At 56.4% G+C, this 2737-nt stretch carries 1 rRNA gene; it reads left to right on the forward strand.

Annotated elements, in window-relative coordinates:
• Window positions 1–2686: ribosomal RNA gene (locus ACZ7LK_RS32540) — 23S ribosomal RNA — on the forward strand; the annotation flags it as partial.
• Window positions 2687–2737: the final 51 nt, after the last annotated feature.

The following is a 2737-nucleotide window of genomic DNA, read 5'->3' on the forward strand; positions in this document are numbered from 1 at the left end:
CGGCTCGTTTAAGAGACACCCAAGTAGCACGGGGCCCGAGAAATCCCGTGTGAATCTGGCGGGACCACCCGCTAAGCCTAAATATTCCCTGGTGACCGATAGCGGATAGTACCGTGAGGGAATGGTGAAAAGTACCGCGGGAGCGGAGTGAAATAGTACCTGAAACCGTGTGCCTACAAGCCGTGGGAGCGTCGGATGCAAGCTTGCTTGTATCTCGTGACTGCGTGCCTTTTGAAGAATGAGCCTGCGAGTTTGCGGTGTGTTGCGAGGTTAACCCGTGTGGGGAAGCCGTAGCGAAAGCGAGTCCGAACAGGGCGATTCAGTAGCGCGCTCAAGACCCGAAGCGGAGTGATCTAGCCATGGGCAGGTTGAAGCGGAGGTAAGACTTCGTGGAGGACCGAACCCACCAGGGTTGAAAACCTGGGGGATGACCTGTGGTTAGGGGTGAAAGGCCAATCAAACTCCGTGATAGCTGGTTCTCCCCGAAATGCATTTAGGTGCAGCGTCGTGTGTTTCTTGCCGGAGGTAGAGCACTGGATAGGCGATGGGCCCTACCGGGTTACTGACCTTAGCCAAACTCCGAATGCCGGTAAGTGAGAGCGCGGCAGTGAGACTGTGGGGGATAAGCTCCATGGTCGAGAGGGAAACAGCCCAGAGCATCGACTAAGGCCCCTAAGCGTACGCTAAGTGGGAAAGGATGTGGAGTCGCAGAGACAACCAGGAGGTTGGCTTAGAAGCAGCCACCCTTGAAAGAGTGCGTAATAGCTCACTGGTCAAGTGATTCCGCGCCGACAATGTAGCGGGGCTCAAGCGTACCGCCGAAGTCGTGTCATTGCAGTACATACCCCCAACGGGGACTGTGATGGGTAGGGGAGCGTCGTGTGCCGGGTGAAGCAGCCGCGGAAGCGAGTTGTGGACGGTTCACGAGTGAGAATGCAGGCATGAGTAGCGATACACACGTGAGAAACGTGTGCGCCGATTGACTAAGGGTTCCTGGGTCAAGCTGATCTGCCCAGGGTAAGTCGGGACCTAAGGCGAGGCCGACAGGCGTAGTCGATGGACAACCGGTTGATATTCCGGTACCCGCTTTGAAACGCCCAGTATCGAACCAGGCGATGCTAAGTCCGTGAAGCCGTTCCGGACCCTTCGGGGAAAGGAAAGTGGTGGAGCCGACGGACCAGACCTGTAGTAGGTAAGCGATGGGGTGACGCAGGAAGGTAGTCCAGCCCGGGCGGTGGTTGTCCCGGGGTAAGGGTGTAGGCCGTGTGATAGGCAAATCCGTCACACATTAAGGCTGAGACCTGATGCCGAGCCGATTGTGGTGAAGTGGATGATCCTATGCTGTCGAGAAAAGCCTCTAGCGAGTTTCATGGCGGCCCGTACCCTAAACCGACTCAGGTGGTCAGGTAGAGAATACCGAGGCGTTCGGGTGAACTATGGTTAAGGAACTCGGCAAAATGCCCCCGTAACTTCGGGAGAAGGGGGGCCATCACCGGTGATCGGATTTACTCCGTGAGCTGGGGGTGGCCGCAGAGACCAGCGAGAAGCGACTGTTTACTAAAAACACAGGTCCGTGCGAAGCCGTAAGGCGATGTATACGGACTGACGCCTGCCCGGTGCTGGAACGTTAAGGGGACCGGTTAGCTCTGTTTCGACAGGGCGAAGCTGAGAACTTAAGCGCCAGTAAACGGCGGTGGTAACTATAACCATCCTAAGGTAGCGAAATTCCTTGTCGGGTAAGTTCCGACCTGCACGAATGGCGTAACGACTTCTCGACTGTCTCAACCATAGGCCCGGTGAAATTGCACTACGAGTAAAGATGCTCGTTTCGCGCAGCAGGACGGAAAGACCCCGGGACCTTTACTACAGTTTGATATTGGTGTTCGGTTCGGCTTGTGTAGGATAGGTGGGAGACTGTGAAGCTTGGACGCCAGTTCAGGTGGAGTCGCCGTTGAAATACCACTCTGGTCGTGCTGGATGTCTAACCTGGGTCCGTGATCCGGATCAGGGACAGTGTCTGATGGGTAGTTTAACTGGGGCGGTTGCCTCCTAAAGAGTAACGGAGGCGCCCAAAGGTTCCCTCAGCCTGGTTGGCAATCAGGTGTTGAGTGTAAGTGCACAAGGGAGCTTGACTGTGAGACCGACGGGTCGAGCAGGGACGAAAGTCGGGACTAGTGATCCGGCGGTGGCTTGTGGAAGCGCCGTCGCTCAACGGATAAAAGGTACCCCGGGGATAACAGGCTGATCTTCCCCAAGAGTCCATATCGACGGGATGGTTTGGCACCTCGATGTCGGCTCGTCGCATCCTGGGGCTGGAGTCGGTCCCAAGGGTTGGGCTGTTCGCCCATTAAAGCGGTACGCGAGCTGGGTTTAGAACGTCGTGAGACAGTTCGGTCCCTATCCGCTGTGCGCGTAGGAATATTGAGAAGGGCTGTCCCTAGTACGAGAGGACCGGGACGGACGAACCTCTGGTGTGCCAGTTGTCCTGCCAAGGGCATGGCTGGTTGGCTACGTTCGGGAGGGATAACCGCTGAAAGCATCTAAGCGGGAAGCCTGCTTCGAGATGAGTATTCCCACCTCCTTGAGAGGGTAAGGCTCCCAGTAGACGACTGGGTTGATAGGCCGGATATGGAAGCCCAGTAATGGGTGGAGTTGACCGGTACTAATAGGCCGAGGGCTTGTCCTCAGTTGCTCGCGTCCACTGTGTTAGTTCTGAAGTAACGAACTCCCACACCCC

The organism is Streptomyces sp. NPDC039423 (assembly GCF_055598725.1).